At 52.2% G+C, this 24,335-nt stretch carries 17 protein-coding genes and 1 pseudogene; 6 read left to right on the forward strand and 12 right to left on the reverse strand.

What is annotated here, in order from left to right; translation table 11 throughout:
* The first annotated feature begins 135 nt into the window (after positions 1–135).
* From ACW5XD_RS13565 to ACW5XD_RS13580, 4 genes are all read left to right on the forward strand, one after another.
* On the forward strand, positions 136–942 hold the full coding sequence (locus ACW5XD_RS13565; protein ID WP_456495344.1) for a formate dehydrogenase accessory sulfurtransferase FdhD: 807 nt from the start codon (positions 136–138) through the stop codon (positions 940–942).
* Positions 929–3,217, forward strand: a complete 2,289-nt coding sequence (locus ACW5XD_RS13570; protein ID WP_456495345.1) for an FdhF/YdeP family oxidoreductase — start codon at positions 929–931, stop codon at positions 3,215–3,217. Before ACW5XD_RS13565 ends, ACW5XD_RS13570 begins: the two co-directional genes overlap by 14 nt.
* A gap of 422 nt (positions 3,218–3,639) precedes the next feature.
* Entirely contained in the window at positions 3,640–4,992 is a 1,353-nt protein-coding gene (locus tag ACW5XD_RS13575; RefSeq protein WP_335873516.1) for a tyrosine-type recombinase/integrase, read from the forward strand.
* Positions 4,993–5,386: 394 nt separating this feature from the next.
* Positions 5,387–5,644: a YceK/YidQ family lipoprotein gene (locus ACW5XD_RS13580; RefSeq protein ID WP_456495417.1), complete on the forward strand. Its 258-nt coding sequence runs from the start codon at positions 5,387–5,389 to the stop codon at positions 5,642–5,644.
* A 211-nt stretch (positions 5,645–5,855) separates the two neighbouring features.
* Here ACW5XD_RS13580 and ACW5XD_RS13585 read toward each other — a convergent pair whose 3' ends face one another.
* On the reverse strand, positions 5,856–7,223 hold the full coding sequence (locus ACW5XD_RS13585; RefSeq protein WP_456495346.1) for a tetratricopeptide repeat protein: 1,368 nt from the start codon (positions 7,221–7,223) through the stop codon (positions 5,856–5,858).
* A 262-nt stretch (positions 7,224–7,485) separates the two neighbouring features.
* Here ACW5XD_RS13585 and ACW5XD_RS13590 point away from each other — a divergent pair.
* Positions 7,486–7,789, forward strand: a pseudogene (locus ACW5XD_RS13590) (transposase); the annotation flags it as partial.
* Between the two features lie 386 nt (positions 7,790–8,175).
* On the opposite strand, the gene ACW5XD_RS13595 reads toward ACW5XD_RS13590, so the two are convergent.
* The 11 genes from ACW5XD_RS13595 to ACW5XD_RS13645 form a co-directional block, all read right to left on the reverse strand.
* Positions 8,176–8,868: a hypothetical protein gene (locus tag ACW5XD_RS13595; protein ID WP_456495347.1), complete on the reverse strand. Its 693-nt coding sequence runs from the start codon at positions 8,866–8,868 to the stop codon at positions 8,176–8,178.
* Between the two features lie 8 nt (positions 8,869–8,876).
* Positions 8,877–13,757 carry an RHS repeat-associated core domain-containing protein gene (locus ACW5XD_RS13600; RefSeq protein WP_456495348.1) on the reverse strand — a complete coding sequence of 1,627 codons (4,881 nt, stop codon included), beginning with the start codon at positions 13,755–13,757 and terminating at the stop codon, positions 8,877–8,879.
* A 12-nt stretch (positions 13,758–13,769) separates the two neighbouring features.
* The gene (locus ACW5XD_RS13605; RefSeq protein ID WP_456495349.1) at positions 13,770–14,687 is read right to left on the reverse strand and encodes a DUF4123 domain-containing protein; all 918 of its coding nucleotides are present in this window, start codon (positions 14,685–14,687) and stop codon (positions 13,770–13,772) included.
* Positions 14,688–14,690: 3 nt separating this feature from the next.
* Positions 14,691–15,632, reverse strand: a complete 942-nt coding sequence (locus ACW5XD_RS13610; protein WP_456495350.1) for a DUF4123 domain-containing protein — start codon at positions 15,630–15,632, stop codon at positions 14,691–14,693.
* Between the two features lie 181 nt (positions 15,633–15,813).
* On the reverse strand, positions 15,814–16,512 hold the full coding sequence (locus ACW5XD_RS13615; protein WP_456495351.1) for an ankyrin repeat domain-containing protein: 699 nt from the start codon (positions 16,510–16,512) through the stop codon (positions 15,814–15,816).
* A 77-nt stretch (positions 16,513–16,589) separates the two neighbouring features.
* Positions 16,590–17,978: a PAAR domain-containing protein gene (locus ACW5XD_RS13620; RefSeq protein ID WP_456495352.1), complete on the reverse strand. Its 1,389-nt coding sequence runs from the start codon at positions 17,976–17,978 to the stop codon at positions 16,590–16,592.
* A 9-nt stretch (positions 17,979–17,987) separates the two neighbouring features.
* Positions 17,988–20,024 (reverse strand): type VI secretion system Vgr family protein, encoded by a 2,037-nt coding sequence (locus ACW5XD_RS13625; protein WP_456495353.1) that lies wholly within the window; start codon positions 20,022–20,024, stop codon positions 17,988–17,990.
* A gap of 320 nt (positions 20,025–20,344) precedes the next feature.
* Positions 20,345–20,863, reverse strand: coding sequence for a type VI secretion system effector Hcp1 (gene hcp1 / locus ACW5XD_RS13630; protein WP_155604112.1), 519 nt, complete (start codon positions 20,861–20,863; stop codon positions 20,345–20,347).
* A gap of 229 nt (positions 20,864–21,092) precedes the next feature.
* Positions 21,093–21,893: a LuxR family transcriptional regulator gene (locus ACW5XD_RS13635; protein ID WP_456495354.1), complete on the reverse strand. Its 801-nt coding sequence runs from the start codon at positions 21,891–21,893 to the stop codon at positions 21,093–21,095.
* 119 nt (positions 21,894–22,012) lie between these two features.
* Positions 22,013–22,417: an H-NS family histone-like protein gene (locus ACW5XD_RS13640; protein ID WP_456495355.1), complete on the reverse strand. Its 405-nt coding sequence runs from the start codon at positions 22,415–22,417 to the stop codon at positions 22,013–22,015.
* A 106-nt stretch (positions 22,418–22,523) separates the two neighbouring features.
* On the reverse strand, positions 22,524–23,567 hold the full coding sequence (locus ACW5XD_RS13645; protein ID WP_456495356.1) for a ribbon-helix-helix domain-containing protein: 1,044 nt from the start codon (positions 23,565–23,567) through the stop codon (positions 22,524–22,526).
* A gap of 392 nt (positions 23,568–23,959) precedes the next feature.
* On the opposite strand from ACW5XD_RS13645, the gene ACW5XD_RS13650 reads away from it, so the two are divergent.
* Entirely contained in the window at positions 23,960–24,172 is a 213-nt protein-coding gene (locus tag ACW5XD_RS13650) for a helix-turn-helix transcriptional regulator (protein ID WP_456495357.1), read from the forward strand.
* Positions 24,173–24,335 lie beyond the last annotated feature (163 nt).

Here is a 24,335-nt window from a genome sequence, read left to right on the forward strand (position 1 = left end):
TTGTTGCCAAAATTAATCAATTGAAAAATCTTCGTCAATAGAATGAATCTATCAGGAGATAGATTTAATTCATTGGTTTTGCCTGGCCGTGCTCTTTAAACTTGAATGCGGATTACATTTTTAGGCCAACCTTTCATGCCTGCGCCCTGCTCAGTCGGCACCCCTGCCAATCCACCTGCCTTGCCTTCGCTCGATCATCTGGTGGAGGAGGTGGCGGTTTCCATCAATATCAATGGCATCAACCATGCGGTGATGATGGCGACGCCGGACGATCTCGACGATTTTGCCATCGGTTTTCTGTTCTGCGAGTCGATCATTGAGCACAACCACGATGTGCACGATATTCGGGTCGCCTCCGCTGAACATGGCTTTGTGCTGGATGTGACCATTGCCAATCGTTGTATGGCGCAGCTACAACTGCGTCGGCGCAGGCTGACCGGCGTCACCGGCTGTGGCATCTGTGGTGTGGAGGCCGTCGAGCAGGCGTTTCCCCCCTTGCCATCTCTGCCGCTCACCCCACCGCTTGATGGCGGCTTGCTGGCAGGCCTGCGCCCGCAGATCACCCGGTGGCAGCTCAAGGGTCAGCAGTACGGCGCCCTGCATGCGGCGCTGGCGCTGGATGCCGAGGGCCGGATCCTGCACTGTCGGGAAGATATCGGGCGCCACAATGCCCTCGACAAGCTGATCGGCCTGCTGCTGCGTCAGCACAGTGCGTGCGACACCCTGGTGGTAACCAGTCGCTGCGGCAGCGAGCTGGTGCAAAAAGCCGCCCGCTTCGGTGCCCGCCATCTCATCTGTCTGGCATCGCCCAGCCAGCTGGCGGTCAGGCTGGCCCTCAAATACAACCTCAACGTCGTTCATATTCCCAAGTTTGATGCCCCGGTCAGCTACTCCAGCTATCGCCCGGCGGATCCCATCGGAGAGTGCCATGAGTCATATTGAAAAGCCTGCCAAAGCAGGCGGTTTTTCGTCCCTGCAGTCCACCATGAAGCAGGTGTTGCGCAGCCAGAAGACCCGTCAGAACATCAAGAATCTGTTGCGGGTCAATCAGACCGATGGCTTCGACTGCCCTGGCTGCGCCTGGGGTGACAACGATCACGGCGCCTTCCAGTTCTGCGAAAACGGTGCCAAGGCGGTGGCGTGGGAGTCCACCGGCAAGACGGTGGGGGCCGAGTTTTTCGCGGCCCACTCGGTACGCCAACTGGCCAGCCAGAGCGACTACTGGCTGGAGTATCAGGGGCGGCTGACCGAGCCGATGCGCTACAACCCGGCGACCGATCACTACGAGCCGATAAGCTGGGACGACGCCTTCGCCCTGATTGCCGATACCCTCAAGGGGCTTGCCAGCCCGGACGAGGTGGAGTTCTACACCTCTGGGCGTGCCAGCAACGAGGCTTCTTATCTATATCAGCTGTTTGGCCGCCTGTTTGGTACCAACAACTTCCCCGACTGCTCCAACATGTGCCACGAGGCGAGCGGGTTGGCGCTGATCCAGTCGGTCGGTATCGGCAAGGGCACCGTGGTGCTGGATGACTTCGATCAGGCTGATGCGGTGTTCGTCTATGGCCAGAACCCGGGCACCAACCACCCGCGCATGATGAATGCCCTGCGTAAAGCGGCGCGCAATGGCTGCAAGATCGTCAGCTTCAACAACTTGAAAGAGGTGGCCCTCGAGCGCTTCGCCAGCCCGCAGAGCCCGCTCGAGCTGTTGACCCCGGCGGCCACCACCATCAGCCACCAATACCTGACACCCAAACTGGGCGGCGACATGGCCGCCATACGCGGTATGGCCAAGTACATGTTGGAAGAGGCGCCACAGGTGGTGGATCGCGACTTTATCGCCCGCCACACCCACCATTTTGACGAGTACGAGGCGCAGGTGCGCGCCACTGGCTGGGCCGAGATCGAACGGCAATCCGGCCTGACTCGCGCCGAGATCGTGCAGGCTGCCCGGGTCTTTGCCGCCAGCCGCAGCGTCATCAGCTGCTGGGCCATGGGGCTGACCCAGCATCTGCACTCGGTCGACACCATCCGCGAAATCGTCAACCTGCACCTGATGCGCGGCCAGATTGGCAAGCCGGGGGCGGGGCTCTGTCCGGTACGGGGCCACAGCAACGTGCAGGGCAACCGCACCATGGGGATCAACGAGAAGCCGACAGCGGCCTTTATCGACCGGCTCGAACGTCACCTGCGGGTGAGCCTGCCGCGGGCCCGCGGTCACAATGTCTATGAGGCGCTCAAGGCGCTGCATGAGGGCAAGAGCAAGGTGCTCATCTGTCTGGGCGGCAACTTGGCGGCAGCGGCGCCCGATACCGACTTTACCTATCGGGCGATGAAGCAGGCCGAGCTCAACGTGCAGATCAGCACCAAGCTCAACCGCAGCCATCTGCAGGTGGGCAAGGCGGCGTTGATCCTGCCCTGCCTTGGCCGCACCGAGCTCGATATCCAGCGCACCGGCAACCAGAAAATAACGGTGGAGGACACCTTCAGCATGGTGCACGCCTCGACCGGTGCGGCCGAGCCGGTGTCGCCGCACTGCCTCTCCGAGACCGACATAGTCGCGCGGATGGCTCATGCCACCGTGGGCAGCGAGCGAGTCGACTGGCTGGCCCTGCGCGATGACTATGGCCGCATCCGTGATCTCATCGAGCAGACCATCGCCGGTTTTGCCGATTTCAATGCCCGCATCCAGCAGCCGTGCGGTTTTCATCTGGACAACTCCGCGGCGCTACTGACCTGGAATACCGCCAGCGGCAGCGCCGAGTTTCGTGCCAGCACCCTGCCGCACTCGGTGCTGCCGGAGTGTACCCGCCATGCCGAACAGATGGTGGATCAGCCGGTGTTGCTGCTGCAGAGCCTGCGCTCCCACGATCAGTACAACACCACCATCTACGGCATGGATGACCGCTATCGCGGCATCAAGGGTCAGCGCAACGTGGTGTTCATGAACGAGGCGGATGCCCGCCAGCTTGGCTTTGCCGAAGGGGATCGGGTCGACATGGCGGCCATCTGCAACGACGGGCGCGAGCGGATTGTTACCGGATTCAACGTGGTGATCTATGAGATTCCGCAGGGCAATATCGCGGCCTACTATCCCGAAACCAACCCGCTGGTGCCCATCGACAGCATAGGGGAGGGCTCGTTCACCCCGACCTCAAAGTCCATCCCGGTGCTGGTGACCGCCACCCGTCAGCAGGACAATCTGCTGCTGATATAGACAGAGCCATGGTTTGACGTACCAGCAGCTCGGCCGGGCAACCCTGTTCACGCTGCTGGCCAGAGCGGAAAATGAAAGGGCTCGTACTGTGGGGCATGTCCATACTGGCCAGTACGATGCAAGCCTGAGGGTCGTACAAACAACAACGCCGCATAAAATATGCGGCGTTGTTGTTTGCGAGATCTGGTGCCGGTAAGAGGAGTCGAACCTACGACCTTCGCATTACGAAGTCAATAAACTCACGTTTAATCCTGTCTTGATAAATCCAACAAATAAATGCATTTACATTAAATTCAATGACTTAAATATACGTCAAATTCACTCTTGTCCAACGACATACAACCCTATACGATGCCAAATGTGGTACCCCATGTGGTACCCCATGTGGTACCCCATGTGGTACCCCAATACGAGGTTTTAGGATGATTTCTCAAGATCGACAAGTCGCGGCAGCAGAGCTTAAAGAAGGTGCAACCGCAACCCGATTTGCTATCAGCTCTAAACATGGTAACGGGTTATCACTCGAGGTTCGGGCCGGTAAGCAAAAACGCTTCGTGTATAGATTTAGGCTACTTGGCAAGCAACAAACCATGGTACTTGGACTATACCCTGCGATGGGACTTGCTCAAGCTCGTGAACGACATTGTGTTGCGGTGGGGCAAGTCAAACAGGGCATCGATCCCCGTCAGGTTGTTGCAGAAGCTAAACAAAAGAACGAACAGATGCTCGTGCTTGATGAACTGTTTGAGCAATGGCTTAGCCACAAAGCCAGCGTAAAACGCCGTGATGGCGTTCGATCAGAGATTAGCCTTCGAACCGTCACTGATTATCGTCGAATCTACCAAACACACTTGCAAAAGGTCCTTGGTAAATATCGAGTTTGCGATATCACCATGGCCGTCCTCCACCAACACTATCAGAAGCTACAGAAGGTCTCTCTGGAAGGGCTTCGCAAAGCAATGGGGATAATGAACCAGGTGATGGAGGAGGCTATGCGACGACAGCTTATCGAGATGAGCCCCACGTTGGCACTCAAACCCAAAGTTTACAATGCGACCCCCAATCCACCTCGAGAGCGTTGGCTACCAATCTCTGAATTACGAGCCTTGTGGCATGCATTAGAAGAGGGCGTTGAAGGTGGCGGAGCGTTAACAGCTGGTGGCCGTGGCATTGCTACGACTTCTGTTCTTTCTGGAAGTGTCGCCAATGCAATTAAAATCGTCATATTGAGCGCGGTTCGTCGAGGTGAAGTGATATCGATGCAGTGGGCACACTTGGATGGTGATCGCTGGACGATTCCGGAAACCAAAAATGGGCGCCCGCATGTGGTGACCTTGTCGCCTTTGGCTCAGGAAATCATTTCAGAGCAGCGAATGATAACCTCCTCTACCAGTCCATATGTGTTCGAATCGACGACGAAGCTGGGTCATGCCATCACAGGTGACGCACTTATGCGCGCCCTTGACCGGCTACAAAAGCGTAAGCTGGCTGAACTTGAGCCTTTTAGCGTACACGACCTGCGGCGCAGTGTTGCAAACTGCTGTGGAATTGAACTTGGTGCAGGACCTCTAGAGATAGAGCATATGCTGAACCACCAGATCAGTGACAAACTCCTGCGAACTTATCAGGCGGGTGCTTTACGTAACCCTGAAAAACTGAGGAGTTTATTTCTTCGGTGGGGGGATATTGTGAAACATCAAATAGCCCAACATGAAGTAGAAAAATCACCTGATGTTATGGGGAACGTAATCCAAGGGACATTCGGTAAACGTTGAGTTTTCAGCGCAATCAGACCTAAGAAGGAAGCGGCCGATGGCCGCTTCCTTCTATGTTCTTTTTTTTGCGAGCCAGATATCAAAGAGTATTTACATGAGGTGTGAGGCCCCTATGCAACAACATAGTCAAGAAGCACACAACAGCGCAGTGTAGGGCTAGTTCTTGTTCGCGGACAGTTACTATCTGGATTATATCTAATCGCCTGTACTAAAATGCCCACTTTCTCAAACTGAACACTTCGAATAAAACCAGATATGGTTCTGATGAACAGGCAAATGGGCCAGACCGAAGTAATACAGTTTTCCACAAATAAAATATGAAGCTTTTATGCGTTTATTGATTTGGTTGGCCATATGCTTGTCTCTCACGGGATGCGCAACAATAACATCAAGAATGGGAAAAGATTCAACTTGGGGCCACCCTTACTCCAGTGTTAAGACAGCGGTGGATAATGGTGAAGAGTGCATGGTTATATCCGTGTTGGCAGCCCCCCTTTTGCTACTATTTACCATCCCGTTGACACTAGTGGATATAGGGTTCTCGCTGCTCGTGGATACATTCATGCTGCCTGCAGATCTAGTGATCACCCCCAACAATCCCAAGCTCCGTACACCGCGTCCTATGCTCTGCCGATATGACTACAAGATTTGAGCGTGAATACGCCCAACAAAAAGTACCAAGCAGTTTTTTGTTGGGCGCCAGTTTGCCCCAAAGAATACAATTCCACTACCGTGGACTGTATTCTTTGGGGCCTTTTGGAGGCCAGCGGTTCTGCCTTATTTAGCGTCCAATCCGATAGGTCACCTTCTGCTATATGGTTACCTCGTGCACGAATCCGGCTGCTTCCTTCTATGTTCTTTTTTTAGCTTTTCTTAGCCGTTGATGACATCTTGCCAAACCAGTACTCAGAGAGTTTCTGTGCTTGTTTGACTTCCGGTTTGGTCATTTCTGCTTCCAACTCGTCACGGGCCTTCACCGCCTCCGGCATCCCTTCAGTGGCAGCCAATGAGAGCCAGGCGTAGGCATGCACCCGGTTACGAGGAGCCCCCAGTCCCTCTTCACGCATAGTCCCCATACGGTATTGAGCCATCCGGTCACCTTGCTGGGCCGCCAGGCGATACTGCTTGAGAGCCAGCGCGTAATCTTCTTTGCCCCCCTGACCGAGACGCAACATCTCACCGTAGGTGTACTGCGCGACAATGTGCCCTTGTTGGGCTGCCTCGGCATAACTGGCTCTGGCCTGCTCCAGTTCACCTTGTTTATGCTGTAGCTCCGCCAGTTCGAACAACGCATGGGTTACGCCACCGTCAGCAGCCTTCTCTAACCAGTAGACCTGCTGCTCCCGGTCTACCTGCTGCAAGCTCAGTTGGTACTCGGCTTCATGGGAACCGTGCCCTGCAGCCAGCTCCAGCCAGTAACGTCCCAAGGCCGGGTCTGCTGCGACCTTTTCTCCCGCCAGATAAGCCATGCCAAGCCAGAGTTCGGCTTCGGCAGAACCCGCATTGGCAGCCCGTTGATACGCTGCGAACGCATGGGTGGGGGCGGCCTGCCTGGCTTGCTGTAACAAAGCGTCCGGTTGCTGCTGAGCAGCCGCTTTGTCATTCCAGCGTTGGGCAAGATCCGGCCGCTTTGCAGCCCCTTTACTTTGTGCATAGCGCTCGCCCAGCAGGTACTGGGCATCACGGTTGCCAAGCTCTGCAGACCGCTCAAGCCACTTGACGGCGTCCGTATCGGCCCCCGGTTGTGTGCTGTACCACCGGGCCAGGATCAACTGAGCTTCAGCATGATCCTGCTTGGCAGACTGCTCGAACCAATCGAGGCATTCGCTCACCAGCTTGCCTTGATGCTGCTCCTGACACATCAGCCCCAGCCGATAGCTGGCATTGGTGTTGCCAAGACGAGCTGAACGCTGCCACCACTGTGTAGCAAGCACCGGACTTTTGGGCTCACCGAGCCCAGCTTGATACCAGTCACCCACTTGCCACGCGGCGTTGGCGCGGATCTGCTGATCGGCGGCCAAGGGGCCCGACTGCTTTGCCGCTTGCTGCATCCAGTGCATGGCGTTGGGGTAATCAGGTTGGCTGGCCAGACGTTTAGCCAGTTCATATTGGGCTCGGCCATCCCCCTGCTTTGCGGCTTGGGATAGCTCAGCATCAGTGAGTGACGCAGTGGAAGAACAGGCTGTAAGCATACTGGCTGCTAGCGCTAGCCATAAGGCTCGATGTGTCATGGAGAAAATCTTCGCAGAGTGGAAAAGTTACGGATGAGGCACTGCTTTATTGCAGGCTGATCCGTTATGCTACGCAGCCACCTGATGGACATAAAGCTGATGCGGCGCCTTCCCTGGCTATTAGCCCTTGTCTATCAGGTGGTTCAAGTACTAAACGATGAGCTCAACCTCGTAAAAAGTTAATCATCCTTGTCAACGTCTCAGAGTACATCAATGACGAGGCGGTGATCTGGTCACCACCATTCCCTTCAAGTCAGCATTCATTGGCAAGGCGCTTCACCCCATCACTAATTGCTCTCAATACAACAAGTTTTTGATTTCTCGTGGCTCTCTCACCTTGTAGGTTGATGCCAACGCCGTGAACAACTAGTTCTACCACGACCATCACGGACGACGGGGCCACCGACCAGATCATCCGTACCTTCCTGATGCTAAAGGGAATTTTCAACCTCACCTTGAGAGCTATACAAGGGTTGTTCGACTCCCAACTCGAGCTGATGAATGTACCGCTGTGTGCCCCGAGTCGCACCAGTTTGCCAAGCCCTCAATCGATAACTGTGAGATTAGGTGGAGATTGCGGCCTTAGATCCGGATTTTGATCAAGGCTAACTATAACGGCCAAGTTGGATAGGTAATGGCGCATGTGAGCGCGATAAACAAACTAAACGCCTTTGGTCTGCCAGTCAGAAAACCCCAAGAGTAACGGTCACTTGGAGCCAGGGCAGTTGTTTCTTGATGGTTGATTTAGGAAACAACGCCTCATTCACCCCAACTAGGTGGTCGAGGACATCGTAACGATAGTGGCAAGACAGAATATCGGGTACAGCTAGTGATGCATAACACTGTAATAGTCCCGGGTCTTTATGGTTACTTTTCATTTGTTATTCAAGAACGTCCGATTACGTTTCGCTAACCGAGCCTGCGGCCCTATATGTTCTGACTTTTTCCATGCTTAATTTACAATCCCTGGTAGAGCTTCTCTCAAAATCTCCAACTCATTCTTGTTTGCCTTAATCCAAATTTTTTTCAAGTTTGGCATCGAAGTCAATACATCTACTGTCTCTTTAGCCTTAATTACATTCGTTTCAACTAGATACAACGCAAAAATATTTTTATTTCCACGTAACTCGTCAATACTGGACAACTGTGGGTTCCCACTGAGATCTAGAACTCTTACGCTATCAAGCATTGTAATGATAGAACCAATATCTAATTTTTGACATTTATTTAAAGATAAGTAGCTTAAACCTTGAATATTCCCGGTAATCTCAGAGAGTTTGCTTGCATGGGTCACACTTAATGACTCTACTGAATTCGAGCATAAATCTATTGACTCCAATGAACGAACGATGGAGCAGTTCAATGAAATAGCCACATCTACTCTTACATTATCTATTTTAGAGTTAAATATGTTAACATGCTTAATTCCACCAACCAATTCAGATGATTTATTTTGCTCTAAATAACCTTTCCGAATGAATGCCCTTATGGCTTTCCAATCATCTCGCTGCCACTCGGAGTTATATACATAATCCAAAATCGGCAATATAGAATCGAAGGTAGGCAATGAACACTCCCACCTCTGCCACTCTGATACATTGTCTGGCGCCAACTTTATATATTTTTTAAAAGATGAAATGTCCATGCAGTCACTCAATTAAAGTAAGGGTTGTTGAAGTCAGGAAGTCCATCACTCCCAGTATATTTTTTCCATTTTTCCGGGGAAACAGCTCTAAAACCTGATGACTTATTCGGTAGCGGTATACCATTACTATCGAAACCGATACCCTGTTGTTCATAAAAACGTCTTACGCGTCTAGCGCCGTTTTCGCTTCTTCCTGGCGCATCAATCGGGGTAAATTCTACTTTAGAATCAGGAGCCAACCTACCATCCGCGATATGTTGATTCATACGTGTACCGTAGTCATTTGTCGATCCAGTGTATACATTACCGTTTGTATCAGTAAACCTATATATACCACTATCAGACGGCGCATCTTTACCTGAGTTGATCTTCGTTTCTGACTTGGCTCCAACGGATGGACATTGCGCCAGCCCCAGCGGATCCACCCATTCAAGCGGGTTACGTACATATCCCTGTGGCCTTAATCCTCCCGCAAAGCCTATCGGGTCTGATGAGATATACTGCCCCAACTCCGGGTCAAAGTAACGATGACGGTTGTAGTAGAGACCCGTCTCCTGGTCATAGAGCTGACCCTGATAGCGCAGCTCGCAGTAGATTTCTTCGTTCGCCGCATCTCCCAGGAAACGTCTGAGCTGTTGTGGTATCGCATCAGCGCGATGGTGACCCCACAGCAGCTGTTCACCCCGCCAGACAATATTTCCCTCTTCACTGCACAGCTCTCTAGCAGTGCCCGCCACGTCAGTCACGATATAGTGCAGACGCTCATCCTGTTCACCGGCTTCCCACTGGGCCAGTGGCCTGAAGCTCCCCGGCTCATACACCCACTGCACCTGCCGGGCGGCGTTGCCATCAGCTTGGTAACTTTGTTGTTGTACCAACTGGTCACCGTCCCAGCGGTAATGGACACGGGTGATCGCGGTGAGTTGGCTTACCTGACCTTCCCTCTCCTTGCCGATACGCCGACCAAAGGGGTCGTAGCGGTAACGCCAGCGACTGCCATCAGGCAGCATTACCCGCTGCAAGCGGTCGTGGGCATCCCATTGAAATTGCGAGGTCTGGGGCCGAAAGCCGGGCCGTGATACCACTTTTTCAGTTAGGCGACCGCATTTGTCATAGCGGTACTGATTTTGCCCAACCTGGCTGACTCGGCCCGCTTCGTCATACTGACGCAGCGGCTCGGCCTGTGCTTGCTTGCTGGATAACGGCTGCTCATCACTTGGCAGGATGTGGGAGAGCTCGCAGAGGTTCAGCTCGCTATCATAGCCAAATAGCCGGGCCTGACGCTCGTGGCCGCGCTTGCTGCGCTCGGCCACCACCTGGCCATTGCCATTTAACTTCCAGCCCTGTTCGCCCCAGTGGCTGTCCTTGATCCCAACCAGGCGGTCAAGGGCATCATATTGATAGTGGCGCGACAAGGTATCGGGCACTGTGCCTATGGCAGGCACCAAGGATTGAGAGAGCAAGAGCCCGGTGGCGCTCCACCCTTGTGTCAGGGCAAAGCCGGCCTCGCTCTGGCGCACCTGTTCACGTCCTTGCTGGTCGTGGGCAAAGTGCAGGGGCTGGCGGCTGCCCACGGTGAGCTGGGCCAGCCGCCCTTGCTCCCAATCCAGACCTAGTGGTGCCAGCAAGCCGGTTATCGCCTCGCGCTGTCCAGCCTCACCATAACGGCTCTCTATCGTCTCGCCATTGACGCGCTCGCACACCACCCGCCCCAGCGTATCCCACTCGTATTCTACCACCGCATCTGCATTGCCGGCCCGCAGCAAACGACCGGCAGCGTCATAGGCAAAATGAGTCTCTCCCTCGCGCTCGCCATGCTCACGCAACGCTTCAACTCGGCTCAATCGCCCCAACGCATCGTAGTGATAGTGCAGCTCGGTGCTATCCGGCGCACGACGCAAGACAAGCTGTCCGGCCATATCGTAACGGTAGTCATAGCAGCGACCGTCGTAATGCACCTCTCTGGACACTCGGCCGCAGTGGTCAAATTCATACCGCCAGTTGCGCCCTTGGCTGTTGGTGACGCCGGCAAACTCGCTCTCGGCATTGTAGTGATAGCGGGTGGTAGCACCTAGTGGGTCGGTCACGCTTTGGAGATTGTCAAAGGCACTATAGGCAAGTTGATGTTGCTGACCCAAGGCATCGGTCAGTCGCACCAGATTGCCCTCGATATCGTAATCGAAGCGGCTCTCTGTGCCATCTTCATAGATGACCTTGCTTGGCTGTTGCTCGTTATGGCGATATTCCCAACGGCGTACCAAGGGCTGTTGGTCGCTCTGCTGATAACGGGCAACCAAACGGTCCTGCGGGTCATAGTCAAAGCGCCAGGGAGCACCCACTGCCGGCTCGTAGCGGGCCAGCAAGCCACGTGGGCTATATTGCCACTGGCTGCGCAGCCCGCTCGGGTCAGTCATAGCCGCAAGCAGTCCCTGAGGGGTGTATTCATGACCCCAGGTTTGCCCCAAAGGATTAGTCACCGTCTCAAGCTGACCCAGAGAGTTATAGCTGTATTGCCAAGGTTGGCCGAGCGGGTCGATATAGGCCTGCAGCCTGCCCGCCTCATCGTAACCATAACGGTGAGTTGTGCCATCGGGCAGAATAACCTGGGTGACTTGCCCCCATTCGTTACGCTCAAACTCGGTACGCTGGTCCAGCGGATTGACTAGTGCCGCCAACTGATTGTTCACCCACTCAAAGCGAGTCTCGCCACCATCCGGCTCACGGCGCAGTAAGATGTTGTTACGCTCATCCCTCACATAGGCGGTAACGCCACCAAAACCACTGTGGTAGTAACTGGTAAGATTGGCATCGTCATAACGGAAGTGGCCATTCCAATAGTTGTCGGCGCAGCGGTTGGCCAGACAGCGCCCCTGCGCATCGTATTCGTGCTCGACCCAAGTCTGGGCCAAGTCGCTCCAGCGAGTAAGCCACCCTTGCGGTGAATATTGATAATCAAAGCTGCGCCCGGCACCGGCCCGCACCTCAAGCAGCTCGCCATTGGTACCGTACTCATAACGTGAGAGCAGGCGCGGAGGGTCAACTTCCGACGTCACCAGGGTGAGCGCCCTGACATTGCGCCCCTGATGGCTGACTCGAATGTAGCGGCCATCGGCTAGCAGTACGCGTACCAACCGTCCCCGTTCCCATACCCAGCGCATGGTGTTGCCACAGGCATCGCTCATGGACGTCAGGTAGAGGTGGGGACCACGGGCATGCTCGAACCCATAACGACGACCATCCAAATGATGCAGTTGCAACAGACCTTCGGAGCGGGTCAGCCGCCACTCAGGGTTAGAGAGGCTTTGCGCCCACGCCCCCTCATCAGGCAGGGTAAAGAAGGCTTGGTTAAATTCACCATCGGTGAAGACAACCATGCCCTCTTGCAGCTCCAGTGACATGTCCCATTCCGTACGCCAGAGCGTACCCAGGATACCGGGACGGCGCTGCCCACCCGAGCGGTAGTAACGCGTCAACCCGACAGGCAACAGGCTGACCAGGCGCCAATCCTCCCGGCGTTCGAACACGAAACCGGTGGCCATATCGACCGGCTCACCTTTCCCTTGGCACGTTTTTGTGGAGGCGCAGTTATTGCCATCTGCCTGACCAGCTTGCGTTGTTTCGGTGGGTGGTTTATCGAGATCACCATCCCCCTTGTTGCGACCAGCATTGACACCCTCTGGCAGATCAGCACGCCCTTTAGCCCGTGGTGAGCCGGTGACTCGGGTGACCACCTTGCCAATAAATTCATCAAATTTTGCAGCTATATAGGCAAGTGCTGAGTCGTATTTTGCAGAGAGTTTCTCCAGCGCGTGGATAATCCCGGTAATTTGCTCCTTCATCATGGCAATCAGCCAGCGGTTGCTTGCCGGGTCTATCAGCATTTTCTTCAATGCCGCAATCACCTGCAGCAAGATGGCTTTGGCTTTTTGCCCATATGTCGTTATCTGGGAACGTAGCTCCGTCAGCCCTTTAATCAAGTTGCCATTAGACAGACTGCGAATGGTCTTGATGGCAAACTGAATTGACTTCCTATCGCCCAGTTTCAATGCCTTGATAATGGCCTTGCCACTGACCTTGATGGCATCACCAAAGCCGGGGATAACCCCAATCAAACACAGGGCTCCTCCCGCCAAGTGCAGATTGTCATCCAGCTTTGCCGGCTCCTTGTAGGAGACGTAACCCCACTCACCAATCGCATACAGGTCGATGACCTGACCGACCACAGGAACAAAACCCAGCAGTACTTCACACACCAAGAGCACCGCTTCATTGCTGCTGGCCTTATCACCCAGCTCGGCAGCGAGACTGTGGTGTATCTTGTTGACCGCCACTTTGAGCTCGCGGCTGCCCTTGTTAATTTTTTTATCCAGCGCCCAAAAACGCTTGTAAGCCTGGTTGTACTTATCCGGGACACTATTGAAAATTCCACCGAGCATGCCGACATCATCAACATCCACCTCATCTGCGTCACTGTCAGAGGCATCATACTCAATCAATCCTTGCTGACGCAGAATAAGAAACAGCGTGAAATATTCAGCGGCCAATGCTGCATGGGCGGGATTGGATTGAAAGACTGGGTTGTTTTGCAAGGTTTCTTGGGGTTTGAATTCATCACTCCCCTCTTCCATTAGCAACTCAAAAGGACCACAGCCCATGTCTTTTATCTTACAGAGCCCATTTTTATCCGTCTTGCCACTGATCTCTTTCTTATTACTGTCTGTCAGTACAAAAGGGGCATTAGGGACCGGCTTTCCATCGTCATAATGATAATGGATGATGACTTCACAGCCACACTTTACGCAACCGCCAGAAATGATGTTATCGGTCGAAAAGTTGTTTTTGGCAGCCTCATCGCTGGACATCAGGCTTGCTGTTTTATTTTTACTCATGAGCTCCTCAACCTATCCCTTATCCAATTCATGAAGTGCCTGTTCAAACAACCTATCCATGCGGTTTTGTTGCCCAATCAGTTCAGCCGGCTCAGCCATTATTTTTTTTGCCCAGGGAAGCGCCATAAAGCCCGCTGGCATTTCCAGTTTTAAACTCAAGAAGCGAATAACATCCTGCTGGTTTTTGAATCCATTGGAGATAGCCTCTCGCTCACCCTCTTTGACGAAAGAGAACAATTGCTCTGGTTGCCACCCTTTAACCACTTGATGATGCGCCTGGATATGCGCGACATAGTCATCGTGTGCAACTCGATCTGACAGCGAGTTCAATGCAGTCCACTGTGCAGGTGATAACTGCTGCGGAGCACGCCCAGCGAGGTCATGTTCGACCCGTTCAATGAGCTGGAGATATTCACAACCGCCCTCCGGTAACACATCGATAAACTTGGCGATAGGGCCAAACAGTGCAGTGGCTTCGGCAGGAGAGCTTGCCATCAAGAGGGGCTTGGCCACCTGCCAGTCACTGAGCCGCAATATGGCGGTCTCATGTTCAGGTGTATCTATCCAGGACCACTGCCGCAGATGTGCCAGCAATGCTTGCAACTGCTGAAGCGGCGTATAGGCCAGCATGAACCAGTCGAGCTGAAACATCAGGCCCCATCCGGGTTGATGGGTGACAAGGCGCTGAAGCTCTAGCCAATTTTGTCGATGAACAGGGATGAGATAGGGGGAGATAGTGCTATGCAGCTTTCCCGTCGCCCCCCAATACAGTCTGGTTTGCTCAAGGCTACCGCCCCATTTTTCTGCCAAGCCCGGCACTACCTCATTGATGGCCGCTTCGGCAAACATAAACAGACCTTGCCCATCAAGCAGCTGTTGCCAGTCATCATCCCGATGCTTGCCAGATATCATCACCTTGCTTGCGTTCACACCTTACGCTCCTTTATCGTCTACCAGACCAAACAGCCATTCACATCGATGGAAATGGGCCCGTGAATCACTGACCAGCGCTGTATCCATCTTGAATTTTTTAATGGCCATCGATAACGAATAGTGAGAAACCAATTTAATAAACTGAGGGTGCCGATAATAATCTGAACCTATAATCCAGCGATGCGCCGACCAGGACTCCCACTCATTCTCCGATGCAGAGGGATATAACTCCCTTGCCAACGCAATACCGCTGATAAAGCGTCGTTCCAGCCACTCAATACTCAACTCAAAGGGATAATACTCGCTGGCTCGGACAAACAGGGTCCTTGCCAAATATTGATAGCGAGCCTGATTGGTCAGCACTCGATAACTCTCGGTACTCAGTCTGTTCTCATACCCTTTTGATGGCAGGTTGGTATACGAGGTTGACTCTCCGAGACATTCAAATTGCAACGTTGAATAACTTGCATCGACCACCTCAGGTACATACATCGCCAGAAATGGCGATTCAAACTGCTGTCTTGTTGGCAAGTCAGCCATTGCTAGCCATGTCTTTAGCAGGGTGGGTTCGTGAAAGGGGAAAAAGACATGTCGTCCATCCGGGTAAACACAGGCATGGCGAGCAATGCAAGCTTGCCGAACCTCATCGATGCCGGCTGTTGTCGTCAGCAGCACAATACCCACGTCAGGGTAACGTTCATGAGACAACAGCCACAACAGCAGACTTTCCGTGGCTGCACCTTCTTCGATAAAGAGCAGCAGTAACTCAGAATCTGGATAGCACTGTACATCATGTTCATTGGACAATAAGCGCCAATCCTCTGAACATCTATGATGTAACGACTTCCAGTAATCAACGCCACCATCAAACTGACTTATATCAATGACGACATATAGATTGGATGTCTCATCCCTGACAATATCGAATATAGGTAACGACATCGAAATGCCTATCTAGTTATTGCATTAACAGGACGTATTAAGCTCATTAGCACACGCCTACAGCATTGCGTTAAAAGTGCCGACTAGCATGACAGCAGAGCACGATGGACGTGATTAACAGAACAACATGTTTTTATGGTGAGGCAGTGGTCTGGGAATACCAGACCACTGCCTCACATCACTACACTTTTTCTCCGCGAGCCCAACGCTCACGCACTTCGGCAGGCGTCAGTGGTGGAAACTTAATACCTTTATCAACTAAGAACTGTTTTACCTTAATCGCCCAAGGATACTGAGGAGAGGACTTATCCATCAGTGACAAGCTATCTTCTACCGAGAAAGCCAAATCAGAACCCCCGCTGTCCCTCACCTTATAATCGGCACCATTCTGTAACAACCAATAGACAACCTCATACTTATCAATATATGCACCATATAGCGCGCTATTACGCCCAGGACCATCGGTCAGGTTAAGATCTGCACCACGCTCAGCCAATAGCTTGATATCAGCCCAACGCGCTTCACCGATAGCATTGAAAATGGCGGGTTCACCATTTCTGTCCAGAGAATTAGGATCACCTCCCGCATCTAAGACAACCTGAAGCAATTCAGGATATTTAGAACCTGCAACAGAACAAACAGCATTATCACCAAATCCATCTTTATAGTTGGGGTCTGCCCCCACTTTCAGGGCAAGTTCAACCGCTTTGTAGTCTTTGGTCTCAAGGATTAACCATAATAACGGGGTAATGCCCTCTTCATCTTGAATATTCAGGTCAACCCCCCGCTCAATCTGACGACGGGCTGCGGCTTCATCACCACGCTGGATAGCTTCCAGCACTTTCACTACCGGGGCGGGGAAAAACTCACTGGCTTGCATACTTTTTCCTCCCACTTGGCATGCCGATAACAAACCCAGCACTCCAATGCAGAGTACTTTTAAACGAGAAACCCATATCATTTTACTCCTCCAAGTTTGCTGGTAATGGTACCGATATCCTCACTCTTCTGCGCTTCAATCCCGGCAATCACTTGATCCATACCGTGGCGAGCTATGGGGTTTCCCCCTTGCGAGGGCAAGGGTAACATCTTGCCAGCAGCAGCAGGGAGTGCCCCACCTGCCAGCAGCAGGCTTCCCAAGGCACCACCAACAGCCGCCCCGCCCGAGCCCCCTATCGCACTGCCAATACCGGCAAACAGAGTGGGCACTGCCAGTTTCCCCACCCCTTGCGCCATGGTGAGCACCTCACCGTCCACCGCCTGGGTTGTAATCAGATCCCCTACCTTATCCAGTGGCAGACCCCCTTTGCGGCTGACTGTATTGGCATGTAACCCGGCCGCGTTGAATGTGTACCCAGGTAAGCCGGTAACACCGACTCCCGCGGAAGCCAATCCTCCCCCTAATGAATGCCCCACGGCAACCAACGGGGATGAGGGTGAAGCAACAGTCCGTTTGACCTGCCGCGCCAAATCCATCGCCTGATTGTATTGCTTAGTTTCCGAACCAATCCCCTGAGCCCCATTGGTCATCCAGTCCATTTTACCGGTCACCGCGTTGTTGGTGCCCCGATAGGTGAGCATGGTCTCGTTGTTGATGGAGGATTTGAACAAGGCGGCACCAAAACCACTCTTTTTATCGGTAAACACAGCCTTTTCCAGGCCGGGTATTTTTTTGGTATCTACCTGAGCAAGGCCAACAGGAGCAGCAAGCAGGTCTGTTCGCGCACCGCGAGTAAATTCATCCACGGCATAGACATACTGCGCAGCCTCAGCACGCAGGATACTGTCATTGTTAAAGCCCAGACGTTTACCTGCGTCCGCCAATCCCGGCACCTTGGCGGCACGCTCGGATAATTGTTTACGCGCCTGATAGCGCAGCTTACGCTGTGCTTCTGTCAAAGTTTTTTCCACCTCTGGCAAGGCGACGGGAGCTGCCCACTCAAGCAATGTTTGCCATGGCACCAACATGGGCGAGAGCGCCAACAAGGGCAGCCGCTTTTTGGCGGCTTGCTCGGCGCAGCTCTTGGCAGGGGATTGATAGGGGCTATCCCCAATGATCACATTGCCACTGCCTGCTGCAACAGAACCGCCACAGCCGATGGCATCACCCACCCTTGCCGCCGCCTTACCGTTGATAAACACATTGCCGGAGCCACCGGAGATGGCGCGACTGTGAATGCCATGGGGCATGTTGGGACAGGGGCAGGCATGGAGCAACACGGCATCACCTTTACGTGCAGCAGGCTTGCCATTAATGATGACATCACCACTACCTGCAATGATGGGGGTCGCCGGGAAACAACCATGACCGGCGCAGCTATCACCTAATCGAGCAGCACTTGGCATATCGGCTCCTTAGCGACGATCCGGCGCGTCCGGCAGGGTGGGCTTGTTGGGTGCTTCTGGTTCGATTGCGACCGGCGCAGTGCCGGCGCCGGGTGAGCCACCATCGTTGATCTTGACCACATTACCCGAGATGGTTACCCCAGATCCATCAAGCTTGATAAAACCACCGGGCCCTTTGATGGTTAGTGCTTGCCCCGCCTCCAGCACAATATCGGTGGCTTTGAGATAGCTGTCTGTGCCAACCACCACTCGCTGATGTGCCCCTACGACCAACTCTTCTCCACCAGAAATAGAGGTCTGGCGGCTACCATCCAGATGAGTGATCTCTCCCCCACCAATGAAGCGCTTGAATGAGGCCATGACTTTTTGCACAAAATGGCGGCCAATCAGTTGGTGATGATCCTGCCCAATTTGCTCAAAATCATCTTGAGCTACCGTGCGATGACTGTGACGGTCCACTCGCTGGAACTGATCCTGATTGACCGTCAGGTGCTGATCCAGTCCCACACTTTGACGATGAATGTGGTTGATGACGACGTCCATGTCCTTTTGGGCATGAATGTAGATCTGCTCTCTCGACGCTTCATCCTCAAAGCGCAGTTCATTAAATCCTTTGCCTTTATGCGTGTCTGTTCGCAGCAGCGTACGTGTCTTATGTTCGGGCAACACGTAGGGAGTTTGGTTTGTGGCGTGATAGGTACGACCGGTCACGATGGGCTGATCAGGATCGCCTTCTAAAAAGGAGACGATGACCTCATGACCAATACGGGGCACTGCCATCATGCCATATTGGCCGCCAGCCCAACCTTGGCTGACGCGTACCCAACAGGAACTCTGATCATTACTGGCACCGTATCTGTCCCATGGGAACTGCAGCTTGATCCGGCCATATTTATCGCAATAAATCTCTTCACCCGACGGGCCAACTACCGTGGCAATTTGGGGACCATCAACCATGGGTTTATGCGGTAAGAATGGTCGCCAAGTTTGTAGCGCTTTGACTACTGTGAACTCATTAGTAACAGTTGTGGCCCCATCGCCGCCTTCCTCTTCCAAGGCTTGAGGTTGTTTACCTGTATGGAGAATGCTGACGACTTGCCAATGGGTATTCAGGACAGCATTAGGATGCTCACTCAATGCAAAGGTCTGACCGGGTAACAACGCTGCACAGTTCGACTGACCTCGGCTCGCCATAGCATCGCTGCGCAACGCATCGAGCCGGTATTGGGTGAAGGATTTGCCACTGGGATCTTGCTTGAAACGCCCTGGGTAATCGAAGTGCTGATAAGTGTCACGCTGGTGCTCAAGTTCACTCCCCAGCTTTTTATGGGACAGGCCATACGCAGGGGTTTTAAAGCTGTAGTCCTTGAGTTCAACTTCAGCCTGGCGCACCGCTTCTCGATAGTGAAACTGGCGTACATAAGGCCCTTGCTCTAGCGAGCGGTTACCTAAATTGAAGAAGAGCGCGGGGCCATCGGTAAGCGCGGCAGCATCGTCTGCAAACACGAGACGATGCTTGCCTTGTTCGAACTCATGGAAATAAAACATCCCCTCTTCTGCTGCGAGGCGATTGATGAATTCAAGGTCGGACTCCCGGTACTGTACGCAGTACTCCCGCTGAGCATGGGCGTTTTTGAGTGCAAATGCGTAATCAGTGATGCCATGCTCCTGTAGCAAGGCCCCCATGATTTCTTCCGGTTTTTGTGCCTGGAAGATGCGGGCATTGTGACGCAGACCTAGTCGCCACAGGGCTGGTTTGACTTCCATGCTGTAGCGAGTACGCCGAAAACCACTGTCACCTTGCTCGAACTGGCTCACAACACCGTTAACACGTCGTTGCAACTCCCCGTTGTACCACACTAGCAGTTCGCATGGCTGATCCAGTACAGCGCCAAAATCGATATCAGGCTGGCTACTTGCCAGTTCCAGCGCAAGAGTGAACGGATCGCTTAACGCTTCATTCAATGTAAAACTGGCCACCACAAAGGTAGTGCCTGGCAGCGCACCCACCTTGACAGTGAATTGCAATCCGGTCTGATTAGCCATGATATCTCCCTAATACCTCTCCAAACGCCGCCTGAAACCTGTCAAAACACCACGCTACCGCCCTCTCCGGTCCATATATGGCAACCAAAGATAAGTAACATGACGGGTAATATGTTGATTGTGTCTGCATAACAGGACACCCCTTATTGCTTTGCCATCACTCCGCATTCACTACCACGACACCAATTTTTGGGCAGGGGGATGGCAAAACATAAAAGCTCCGGTAGCCACAGACTGACCGGAGAAAAAACGGGATAAAAGGCCGGTTACACGCCGGCCACAGAATACATACAAGGAATAGCAAAGTAAGAATGTGAGGCTTACGACTCGAGCGGCGCACGCCAGTCGTCAGAACCAGAGGTACCGGCAACAGTGTGCTCCCAGTCAATCTTGCGATACGCCAAAGAGACCTGGATAAGCTGGGTGAAATCAGACTTTGCAGGGTCTTGGCAGTGCGGCATCTGGCAGTCGATGTCGACGATGGTGGCGTCGGTCAGCACGGTAGAGAAGAAGTGCTCCTGCTTGCCCTCAACAGAGGTGCGATACCACTTCAGAGTCACTTTCGGCAGCATCTCGCCGGAGGCCAGGGAGTTGTACATCAGTGGTACGGCTTTGTTCAGCGCAACGGTGAACTTGAACGGCTTGTGGACACGCTGACCTGCAGGCTGACCGGATTGCGGGTCAGTCGGTACGGTAACTTGGTGATTGAACTCTTGTACCAGCATCTCGTCTTCGTGGCCTTGCACGAAGATGTTGCCGACGGAATCGGAGGTGAAAGCACTGGCAGTGATGTTGCCCTGGGTTTTACCTTCGATGCTGATATAACATGGAGTTGGCATGTGTATGCTCCTAAATGGATTGGTGAAATGAGTTAGCACTCGACCAAAACCATTAGCAGCGACCATGCCACTTTATTTATTCATTATTTATCAGAAAGTTACAACACCCATCACGACTCCACTTCAAATCAGCAGCAAGATATTGCGCTGCACAGGCCATTACACCAGCAAAGATTGCATTCGCAGTATTAAAGCTCGCTATTTGCGCAACATGTTGCGCCATTTGGAGCTATTGGCCATCTTCATCCACGTTCCCCACTAGCGCATTGTCGATATTAAGCCTTACCAGCCCCTGCTTGAGCGCCCAGGATATCGCCTGGCTTTTACTACTCGCCCCCAGCTTCTCGACAACACGATTGAGGTGGAAAGTCACGGTCCGGGGGGTGATGCCCAGTATCTGGGCTATATCACTGACTTGCTTGCCCTCCGCCGCCCACTGACACACCTCCAGCTCCCGTAGACTCAGCACCTCCCGACGAGGGATATCGGATAAGCAGACCCGAACAACCGCTTCAAAGATGTGTACCGATAGCCAGCTCAACAATGGCGTTTCCGTCAGCCACTGGTGTTCTGGACGGGGTGTTCGGGTAATAAATGACAGCAACCCCACATGACCATTAGCCCCATGCCAGGGGAAGGTGATGCCATCGCGTAATCCCGCCTCATGGGCCTGCAGCATGACCTCTACACCAGCGGTATCCTGTTGCTCGCAACATTCCTTGATTAGACTGGCCCACAGAAACGGCATGCTCTGAGTCATCCCTTTGCGTACCACCGGGTCTACCGCGAAGAAGTGCTGCGCATCATAGGCCTGCACCCACTGGGCAGGACAGCCATTGAAGATACGCACCTCGGGGCGCTGGATAGAGCTTGGTGAGATGAACCCCAGCCGGAAATGGTCAAAACCCATCTGCTGGCTGAGGGTGCGCAACAGCGTGACGATGGTGTGCTCGTCAGTTGCCGTATCGAACTGGGTGATGAACGTCAGTGCGTCGGCAGTATTGAGGAAATGAAGCGGGGTGGTGGTCAAGCATTCAGCTTACAAGCGATAAAACGTACTAAATATTACCAACAATCAATCAGATGGCGCAATCTATCATCTGCTAATGATAGATAAGGCCGCATCAATACTCGATGCGGCCCATACGTTCAGGTGAGGAACTCGTCCAGCTGATTGCCTTGCTCGAGCTGCTCAGCCAGGAATTTGGGCGTGCGACCCTGACCGGTCCAAGTTTTCTCTACACCATTCTCGACATAACGGTACTTCGGGGGACGAGGAGCCCGTTTAGCTTTAACCGCACTGGTCGATGTGGAAGGAGCACTACCGACCAACTCAGCCGGATCAATCCCCGCATCAGCCAATATCGCTTGGAACTCAGCCAGCTTTTGTTGGTGCTCAGCTTGGGCGGCTTGTTCTTTCTCTGCCTGCTCCAACCGTTCCAGATAAACAAGCTCAATCTTTTCGTGTGATTCTTTTACCTGCTCCAGAGATAACTCACGCAGTGCTGCCCGCAAACTGTGCACATTCATTAACACCTTAAAAAACTCACTCATTGAATATCCTCATATTTTTCTGAAAAGAATCAACATTAAAAATACTGCAATGACAAACAGCCACTAATCGCAATTAAAATGAAAGTTGATGCCAGCTAAACTGGTATCAACTTTCATTGTTTGCATCTTCTATCAGTTTCTCGATCAGAGCTGACTTTGTCAGTTTAAGACGCGTCGCCATATCATCTAGTTTTTTCTTCACATCATCATTAAGATAGAATGATGATGGTTTAATCGTCTCTCTTTTCATTCTGGTTTTTTGTTGTGATGCAGCTTTTTTGAATCTCATCATAAATAATGCTTGTCGGTCTGGGTTCGCGAACATGAGATCCCATGCGATTACAAGTTGACGCCCAATGAACTCTTTGGGGCCGTCCTTACAGGCCCATAGTGGCAATTGGTTATTAAATCCATTTGTTAATACGTACTCCCATGCCCACTTGTGCATATTCTGGTTCAGCTTAACCCACTGGACCATATCAGTGGAATCCTTTTGGGTTTCCCATATTTCTGCCATAGCGGCTAGGTGCTTTGATTTCTCTGAAATACTACAATCCCAACGATCAAAGAATCGAACAATATCGTTAAACCTATCTTTCTCATTGATGGATTGAGTTGAAATACATAACTGGTGAGACAATAGGCATCGCTCATGATAATTCTTATTTCGTGAAGTGTACATGTTAGGAGGCATGATTGGATTGAGCTTGGTAAGAGGTGAGAGCTTTAATTGTGACGTGCGACCGTCACGATAAGCAGCCTTATCAACTGAATACATGTGGAGCAGACTCCAAAAAAAGTCTATCGCTCGATCGTCTCTCTCTATAAATGAAAATTTTTCCCGGTCAAGCATAAAGGATGCTGAAGCATTGAGTAAGGCCTTGTAAAAGGCATCTGGATTGTTTTCAGGCGGTGGAATATCACCGCCATTATGTTCAATGTGATGAATGAGCTTTTTTAGTTTTACTGTATTTTTTACCGCCAACGCTATATCTTGCTGAAGAAAAAAATCTTTAGATTGCTTACTTTCAAACGCGTGAAAATCAGCATCCTTGTTAATTTTATAACAATAGTAAAAGTAGGCTACATCAATTGCTCTCTCGGCACTATTGCCATCCCACCCAATACCATTAACGAAAAATCCAACCATAATCTACCCCGTAGAAATCAAGCTAGGAAAGAGTGTGAATCTAGCAAAAATCAGGCTAATTTCAAGCGTTTTTCAGGTATCTATTTTATGGATTTAGTTGCGAATTCATAAGGCTTTCATGTTCAAGTTCACTTGATGAAGCTAGATGTGACTGACCATTCCTCTAGCTTGTTTATCTAAAGATACAGAGCATGGCATATCAAAGAGGGTCAGGGGGCCCTCAGGCTGGTGGGTGTGATAAATAAAATTGGGTTAGTGTTACCTCTATCTGCACACATTTGCGCGTGCCGTGAATAAGCCATGAGACATCGATGCTGAAACCAAACGCTTAAAAATTACTGCGTGGATTATCTACTGAGCAAAACCCAACCCTAACACTCAGGAGTACATCCATGAATAACCCCATCAAAGTCCTGCGCATTAAAGACCTCATCAGTAAAATCGGTATGGCGCGTTCTACCATATACGACCGCTTCAACCCAAAGTCGCCACGCTATGACAGTAGCTTTCCCAAACCCATCAAGCTGGGTTTGTCCGCTATTGGCTGGTTAGAGCATGAGGTTGACGCGTGGTTGGCCAACATAGCAACTCAGCGCTACCTCTAATTTATTTCTCTCTAATCCGCTCCATAAGTAGACATCAATTCTGATGGGTAGTAATTGACTGTCACATCTCTTTTGTTGCAATGCCCTCTATATATAGCGAATGACAAAAACACCCCGTAAATGCTTGGTCATCCAGACATTCCGTTTGGGTATTAATGTTATT

The sequence above is a fragment of the Aeromonas enterica genome, from assembly GCF_054052465.1.